Genomic DNA, 8,912 nt, shown 5'->3' on the forward strand with positions numbered 1-8,912 from the left:
TCTTTTCAAGGTATTTGATCGAAATAACCATCGGGGAGAGCTTATCCACCAGCTTTGATTCGGACTTCAGATGATCGAAGATCCGTTCGTCCAGGGTTTTGTTTTCTCCGTATGTAGGCACTCCCAGATCGGTTTTGAGCAAGCCGTCCTTCATCGGGATATATATCTCCCTGTACACTCTGTGGATCGCGTCGTCCAGTTCCCCCGAGATCCGTTTTACATCTTCTTTTAGTTTCTTTCTGTCCGTTTCACCGAGTTCCAGTGAATCATCTCGCTCGATGGCATCTATGGCCAGCTTCCGCCTCATTTGCTTTTCGAGATTAGTTTTCTCGCCCGGACACAGGAAGATTATCGTGTTTCGATTTACTCTCGGAGTGCTGTTCCCCCTGCTGTTGACTATTTCCAGCATCGTCTGCTTATCGACGCTCTCCAGAACAAGCAGCTTCAAATCGTAGTTGTCGGGAATGTCTTTGTAGCTCTGTTCTCCTATGAACGTCTTGAAACGCTTGCCGGAAATGTTTCTCTTCAGAAGCTCTTCTTCCAGCTCCTTGAGGCTTTCTGACGATACGTTTTCCATCTTTGTGTGTATGATCCTGTTCAGATTCGGCTTGTTGCTGAAGAAGTATTTGTCGTCGGTATTTTGGAGATAGAAAAGCCTGTTCTTCAGACGTTCCAGACAATCGGAAATTACTTCGGCTGGATTATCATACGCCGCTGCCTGCCGCTTTATATCCGTAAGGGTCGCTCCGTGTTCACGTCCTCCGGAGAATGAATACATGAATATCGTCTGGGCAGCCCTGGTGGCTATATTCAAATTCTGATAAGCCCTCCCCAGTTCGGGATTCGTCCTCACGGTTCCCGAGTCGTCGGCCGTTATGTCCGATGCTATTACGCTGTTGAATTCGGAGCCGGTGAATTTTATCAACTCCTGTCTCAATTCCTGATTATCGAGATCGAAGTCGGACAGGCTTATATAGGAATTACTATTATTTAGCATCGAATGAATTACCAGCGCCAGAATACGGAGAACACCCCTCGTTCTCTGGAACTCCGGGTAGCTCCCCCAGCGGTGATAAAGCACGTCTATTACTTCCGGTGTGAATGGATATGAGTCCAGGAAGCGGTTCCTGTAATCGCTCTTTTCTATGCCGGCGGGGAGTATAGACTGGTTTGCGAAATAATCCACCAGATTGGAGACGATCTCTTCCGCAGCTCTTTCGTTTATATTCGAGAACAGTCTCTTTCGAATTATCTTTGTCACTTCGCTGTCCTTCACGGGGGCGTAGACCTTCTCTTTTCTGCCCAGCGTCTTCTTCAGTTTTGACAGCAGTCTCTCAGCGGCCTCGGAAGACTGTTCTATGAAGCTTGACTGAAGCGTTACCAGCGCGCACACACCGGAAATGGATGAAGCCTCTTCCGACAGTTCCTGCATGAAAGCTAGAGTCTGTTCCGCAAGAGTAGTGTCCTCAACTTTCACACCGGAGGCCTTTGTCATATATTCCATGAGCTCATCCATGAGAATAAGAACCGGGGAGTTTGCAGTCAGGACTTTGTTCAAAGCCTCTCTTCCCGGAGAAACCATTCCCGTAAGATACTTTATCTCTCCCGTCAGCTGGCGCTCTATCTCTCCCCAGAGAGTCTTTTCGCCGTCCAAAACGGTACCAACGAGAACGACTCTCTTCGCGTTCCATTCACCCGCCTTATGATACAGAGCGATCATGGAGTGGGTCTTACCACCACCGAACGGTGTTTGGACTTGAAGAACGGAGTCCCCTCCTCTTCCCTCCAGTCTTTTCTGGACGGTTTCCAGCAGCTCCTTCAGCCCGTCCGTCTCATAAGTCTTCCTGAAGAAAACGTCGGGATTCGAGTATTCCTGCGGGCCTTCACCGCGACTGGCGCTCCAGAGATCCGCTGCGAAGACGCTCATCTCCAGAGCGCCTTTTTTTATATCTTCGTGAGGAATAGCAACTGTGTGAAAGGGTTTCATCAGAACAACCTCCCTTGCTGTTCACTGTCTTTCTCGTGTTTCTTTATTGAATCCTCTCTTATTCGCTCTCTGCCCGCCAGGAATCCATCGAGCAGCTTCTTCTCCTTGTTTTCGTTTGGAAGTGTCTCGCTTATCGCCTGAGCTACCCTGTAGAAGGCGTCGTTCTTTCCAAAGCCCGAATCGGAGAGCAGCTGCACCAGTTCTTCGCGTTTGCTCGATTCCCAGAGAAGAAGCGTTTTGTGCAGCACGTCTATGAGCTCCTGGGTATCTTCTAGTTCCTTCAGCTTTCGATCCTGCGGACCCAAAAGACGGACGAATTCCTTCTCTTTGCGTATGAACCCCTTACCGTTCCATTCAAGAGACAGGTCCAATCCGCAGCTCTGGGCGAGTTTTCGGGCTTCGTCGAAGGGAACCTTTACATCTGCGTAGTTCCATCGCCAGAGGACGTACAAACGCGTCTTGTCTGAGATTTCGGAAGCGAATCCGTTATGCAGTATCTGGCGTATAGCATAATCGGTGGCGATAGTCCTAACGTCTTCAAGAAGCCGATCGGCGCGCATTATGTTTCCCTGAAGGTCCATTACCTTCTCATACTTGCCGAAGATTTCTATCGCAGAGCCTATGGCCGCTATGAAGAAGTCTCCGCCGCCTATTCCTTCCGCCCAGAGGCGATCCAACTTCTTGTCAAGGTGCTTCTTCAATTCTTCGCGGACTTCGTTATAGAAGGCAACACCGCTTCTCTCTACTTTTCTGGCCACGATATATATAGAAGAGGCTAGTGCAGCTGACTCCTGGGAACGTAACCGAGCCTGCATTTCAGTGTTCACAGGCCACGCGGCTGTCATAACAAGCCCTGAATCCAGCAATGAGTTTATAAGCGTTTCCCAGCCTTCTGTTGTTTTATGTGCATACACTATAACTGCTAGTCCATTGGACTTCAGCACTCTCTGGATTTCACTAAAAGCCTGTGACAGCATCTCTTCGAACTGTCTCTTCCCTGCTTCGGCACCTTCGCCAGTTGAATAAGCAACTATCTCGTTTTTCTTAGGGGTCAGAGATGTGGAGAAGAGTTCGGGATAGAGATCACCGACGCTTCGCTTCAACCATACATAGAAGAAGTCAGACAGATATGAATAGGGAACGTTGTCATAGTAGGGCGGGTCGGTTATGACTGCATCGAAATAGTTGTCATTGTATGGCAAACTGATGGCCGACAAAGAAGCTGGATTCGCAGACACATCAAATTGCCCGAAATTTGCAAGTGCCCTGGAGATTTGCCTTCGCATACTACTTATGGTTCCTTGTGACGACTCAGAGAAAAGGTTTAGTTCAAAATAATCCCAACACATTGGCAATGCTTGTCTAGAAAATGTGTTGCAAGTGTTCTCAACATGGTTGAACCATCTCACAATGCTGCTTTCGAAATCTGAGCACCTGCTTATTATGATAGCTATATAGGTTGCGATCGCTTTCGCATACTCTCTCTCCATCCCTTCAGCGATCATCTTTCTATAAGCCTCTCTAACCTTTTCCGTAAATGTTATAAGTGAGAGCTTCTGACGGGCGTTGAAGAGACTGCCCCATGTTGTCATGCCGTAGGGCTGTACTCTGAATCCCAAAGTTCCACGCGGAGGCATTTCTTCATCCGGCACAGGATCTATTCCCCACAGTTCATGAAGTTTCCGCCGTTTCTCTTCCATGTATTCTGCTGCCTTATTGAAGACTTTCATATCATCTTCAGTCGCTATCCTATAACGCTTTCCCGTCTCGCCGGGCTTTGTCAGTATTACGGCGACCATCCTCTCCCCCGCCTTGGCTTCCCGAAAAAGCCTGCGAGTTGTGTTTGCTTCAACCGTCGAACCGCATACAGGGCATACCGCAACTGCACGGGAGACTGTCCCCTTATCGGGATCGAAATCGTCTGGCATTTTCTCATAATCGGTCCCGACTATTTTGAACTCAACCTTTCCATCTTTGGCGTAAGGATATACGGCGATCTTTCGCCTGCTCTTGTTCGCGAGCCACCAGTTAGTTGTAAGGGGAATATGAGCTTTGCACGAAGGATTCTGACATGGGACTGTCCGCATCCAATAGTATCCAACCGGAATAGATCCGTCCGGATCGTTCGGATAGAAGTCGCCAATATCCTTTCTTGCTTCTTCTAAAACCCAATTCGCCCATTTCTTGACGTCTTCCAGCAACGGGTTTACTTCACTCTTGTCCAGCAAAGCGTTACCGGTATCTCTCTTTACTGGCTTCCCGTATTTCTGGGGATACTCAAGAGTTGCCTTCTGTATGAGCACAGCGACTGGGTTGAGATCACCAGTGTATGTCTCGCAGCCTAAACGAAGTGCTTCCAGCGGAATCGACCCACCACCACCGAACGGGTCCAGCACCTTAGGTGGTTTCCCATCGTTGGCTTTCAGTATATCTTTTCTCGCCTTATCCAGCAGCTCTCTGTTATTTGAGTTTTCCCATTTTGAGAGTTCTATGATGAAATTCCGCCTGGCATTCAGGTCATCGACGTCTTTCGGCTCGGGAACGAGCGCCGCGTATGTTGTAGCGCGCGAAGAAGCCAGAGGTTTTCTTGACCACCAAATATGAAGCGTGGATATGTTACCATGACGGATATTCTTTTCTTTTGCCGCTTCAGTACCCACTTCCTTCACAGGAAAACTCTCTTCTATAAATCTCCTGTCGCTCAACTGGTTCGCCCCCTCCATTGACTACGAATTGTCTATCGGATAGTTCTTTATCTGGTCCGGAGATACGAGGTACCTCACCGACTCTATTCGTTCCGTAGGCGTCAGGTTGTTCGCGGGGTCCTGTATTATATACAGTTCAGGTTCTCTTGCTGCATTCAAAACCACATACAGGAAGTAGTCCGAACCAAACCTCTTCGCCTTGAGCCATTCGTTCTGGGTCAGTTCGACAGGTCCCGTAGTTGCCCTCGCCTTCACTTCAATGTATCTGAATGTTCCATCGACTAACTTCGAACGTATATCGAAGCCGAGATTCTCCTCGCTCACGTTCTGAGGCTCTCTGTTGTGCTGGCTTTCGTAATTCATGGAGATGTCCATCCCGATCTTCTCTATTTCGGGGTCGCTCACCATGAAGGGATCGGATGGCCTTTCGGGGAAGAGCCGTATCACTCCTGCGAACTGGGGCATCGCCATTGTGAGGCTTCTCTCGCTTTCGATCTGCTGGATGAGATTTTTCAGCTGCTGTTCGTAACGCTGTTTCCTGTCCTGCTTGTTTCTAATGGCAAGATCGACGTCTTCGCCCCTGTCTTTGCGCGCCTGCAGATCGATTAGCTCTCCATCGAGTTTAATTATCAGGTGTTCGAGAGAACGAACTCCGTATTTCTGCTTTATCTCGCCCTGGTGATCTCTTTCTTTTTGGAGTTCAGTCAAATACTTCTCCAGTTCGCCTATGGAATAACCTGCCGCTTTCTTCTTCATTTCCTGTATATCGGCGGGATCACAGTGCACCTTTTCTTCCTTCAGATCCCATATTTTATCCGGAGAGACTGAGTAAATCTCATTGTCGTTTACAAAACAGGCGAACAGCCTTTTGCCCGCTGTCTTCCCTTCCCCGTCGGCTATCTCGCCCTCGAAGAGGAATATGTAGCCGTTCATCCTTCCGTCGGGATCGACAAACGTAGCTCCTTCAAGCGGAGTGAGACCGTAATTCTCACTAACCCAGTCGAGAAGGGACTCGAAGAGCGGGTGGCCGAAGGTTATGAATTCGACGTCAGGGTGCCTGAAAGCCTGTTCGTTATCGAAGGTAACTTTGGGATAGCTTCTCAAAATCCTTTTATTCTGAATGCCGTCAAGCTGACGCAATTCAACAGGGACCTTTTCAAGCGAGAAGAACTCCCCACGCAGGTTCATTACGCCGCCCGCTTTCTCGAAGGCCTTCCTGAAGAACCGTTCCGTGTATTCGGGGATCAGTTTGTTTTCTCTGGCGCGCTGAGCCATTTCCCTTATTCTCGTGTAATCTATGAAACTGCTTGCAAGGCTGTCTCCGAGAATGTCTTTCAGCTCGCTGTTCCTTTCGTAATCGACCCAGATATCCATTTCGGCGATTATATCCTCGATCTTCCTTGCGTTTGCTGCCGCTTCCGTTAGCATCTGCGGGAAGTCCCTGCCATAGAATACCTCGCTGAGGACATCGAAGACCTTGTCGTTCCCCAGGGCGCGACGGATCTCATCCAGTTTGTCGAAAAGCCGCTTCAGAACCATCCCCTCTCGTGTATCCTCTGCGACCATGTTGAATACAAAGACCTCTCTGTTCTGACCGTACCTGTGTATTCTTCCCATTCGCTGTTCCAACCTGTTCGGATTCCAGGGGATGTCGTAATTTATCATCATGTGGCAGAACTGAAGGTTTATTCCCTCTCCCGCGGCCTCGGTAGCCACCATTATCTGTTTTTCGTTCTTGAATATGCTTTCAGCGGCTATTCTGTCTTCTAGTCTCATGCCGCCATGAATGGTGGTGACGGTATAGCCCCACTCCATAAGCTTTCTCTCAAGATAGTCGAGAGTGTCCCGTGATTCGGTGAAGACGAGCATCTTTTGATCACGCAAATCGCTGAATTTACCGGATAGTTCTACCAGCGATTCCTTCAAGTGTTTCAGTTTCGTCTCCGACTCCTGGCTTATGATCTTCTTCGCTCGTTGAATGAGATTGTCAAGGGTGTGTACCTCGACTCTCAGTTCGTTTCTGTTCTCGGATACGCTGAGAGCTTCCCAGAGCTCTTCTTCTTTCCATCTGTCCTCTTCCGACATGTCCTCGATGTCGTCATAGTCTATCTGCGGCATGTTCTGCCTAAGCTCGGCCGTCTTCAGCATTTCTTCGAGCCTGTCTTTCCTTCGCTCAAGAGAGCGCAGTAAAGCGTATGTACTGGACGCGAAACGGCGTTGAAGTATAACGAGCGCGAAAGCGATGTTTCTCCTCTTGTCTCTCGACAGGGCTTTGTTGTATTGCTCGTTGACGTATCTCGATAGATCGTTGTAAAGCTCTTTCTCTTCATCGTCCTCTTCATCCAGCCTGAAACTGACTGTGCTCACATGTCTCGGCAAGAAGAGAGGTTTCCCGTCGAAGTCTTTCAATTCCTCTTTGACCCGTCGGATGAACAGGGGATTGTCCCTGTTCTGGATCGATTCTCCGAGCAGTTCCTTCGTTGAGAAATAGCCAGGTTCGAGAAGATCGAGAAACAGCCGGAAGTTTTCCGGGTCGCCCCTGTGCGGAGTCGCCGTGAGGAAGAGAAGGTGTTCCGTCGATTTCGATAGCACTTCTCCCAGTCTGTACCTGTTCGTCCTGTTTATCTTGTCGCCGTACGTGGTAGCGCTCATTTTATGAGCTTCGTCCACTATTATGAGATCAAAGTCGACTGCGGTTATTGATGGAAGTATCTCTTCGCGTTTGGCGAAGTCTATAGAAGTTATTATCTGGTTCTCGGTTTCCCATATGTTCTCGCCGTAACGCGTGTCGAGTTGACCGCGATCGACGACGATGAAGCTTTCTTCGAAGCGTTCCTTCAGTTCCCTGCGCCACTGATCCTTCAGATGACCGGGAGCAACTATAAGCGTCCTCTTTATCACCTTGCGCAACTTCAGCTCTTTTATTATAAGTCCCGCCATTATTGTCTTCCCCGCACCGGGATCGTCCGCTATGAGGAATCGGATTTTCGGGTTTCGCAGCACATACCCATAGACGGCCTCGATCTGATGGGGCAACGGATGAATCTTAGAAGTATTCATTGCAAGCAGAGGATCATAAAGACTTGCATACCTGTAGCGCAGACATTCGAGGGAAAGAAATACTTCCCTGGGTTCCGCCCCAAAAGCAGTTCTATCACTCAACATTTCTATCGTGGAAAGCTCGGATAAAGGTATGAGACTGTCAACAGGACGCCTGGAATAGCGGCTAATACCAACAATTCGCAGGTGATTTCCAACGTTTTCAACTGTATTAACCAGTATCGGCTCGCTCCAGCGCTTGCCGGAAAGAACCGAACCAACCTTTATATCCACCAACAAGCCCCCTATTCTAGCGATGGACAAACAATCGTTCCGTATGACTGTTGGAGCGTTTCCCCTGAAAGCAACGCGCGATGGCAGAAAGCTGCATCGGCTACATTAACCGGTAACGAATCAATAACAGTCTAGCACAGTAAACATTCAGAACAAAATATCCCCGTTTATGCAGTTGAGAAAATCTCTCGATAATACAAGACTATTCTTAGGAACTTCAAGCTTGCTAGAGGGAGAATGAAATCCGTGTCAAAGTTGATGGGTAATAGGATGTTCTATTATTCATGAGGAGTGAAAAACTTAATGCAGTGGTCAGCAAAAAGGCGCGGCACAGGGAGACGCATCATAAGCGAATTTCTAGCATAGCAGCTTTGCCCGACAATCTTTATTCATTAATGCGAAAAGTGTTCTTAGGCTCTTGCTACGATTTCAAATTCAAATCATCTTATGTTGATTGCTTATTTCCAAGATCACAAGATCAATTCGTGGACATTTGGAAGACTCTTGCTCTAACGAGCATATTTATGCTGAACAGGATGACCTTTGAACGTCGCAATATGTGTGGTCATCCTGCATTTTCAATGTTAATAGCCTTTTGAGCAAAACGGCTTAGGGACTTTGAACAAGATTCGTATTCTTTGTCGTCAACAGCTATTACTTCACCAACACCTTCATCGCCGTCTTCCAAAGTCCCTTGTTCAGGAACATGACGACTAGGTCTATCAAGACATCCAGGATGAAGTCGAAGAACTCGGGATCGATCTTCCACTCTTCATCCGGGAGCGCGTCCTTTATCATCTGTTTCACTTTCTCTTTCTTCTCAGCCCCGTTGCCGGGAGATTCTACGTAGCTAGCGAAAATTGTGATTAGGGATATTAACTCTCTTA

4 protein-coding genes are annotated in these 8,912 nt (G+C 48.2%); all 4 read right to left on the reverse strand.

Annotated elements, in window-relative coordinates; genetic code table 11:
* Window positions 1-1,987, reverse strand: a 1,987-nt coding sequence (locus B3N33_RS01035) for a DUF499 domain-containing protein (RefSeq protein WP_292591870.1), incomplete at its 3' end; no start/stop codon positions are given.
* Window positions 1,987-4,692 (reverse strand): DUF1156 domain-containing protein, encoded by a 2,706-nt coding sequence (locus B3N33_RS01040; RefSeq protein ID WP_292591871.1) that lies wholly within the window; start codon window positions 4,690-4,692, stop codon window positions 1,987-1,989. The genes B3N33_RS01035 and B3N33_RS01040, both read right to left, overlap by 1 nt.
* 21 nt (window positions 4,693-4,713) lie before the next feature.
* On the reverse strand, window positions 4,714-8,025 hold the full coding sequence (locus B3N33_RS01045; protein WP_292591872.1) for a helicase-related protein: 3,312 nt from the start codon (window positions 8,023-8,025) through the stop codon (window positions 4,714-4,716).
* A gap of 654 nt (window positions 8,026-8,679) precedes the next feature.
* Window positions 8,680-8,912: hypothetical protein (locus B3N33_RS01050; RefSeq protein ID WP_292591873.1), on the reverse strand; the 233-nt coding region annotated here is incomplete at its 5' end.

Origin of the sequence: Mesotoga sp. UBA5825 (genome assembly GCF_002432955.1) — a bacterium.
Lineage (GTDB): Bacteria > Thermotogota > Thermotogae > Petrotogales > Kosmotogaceae > Mesotoga.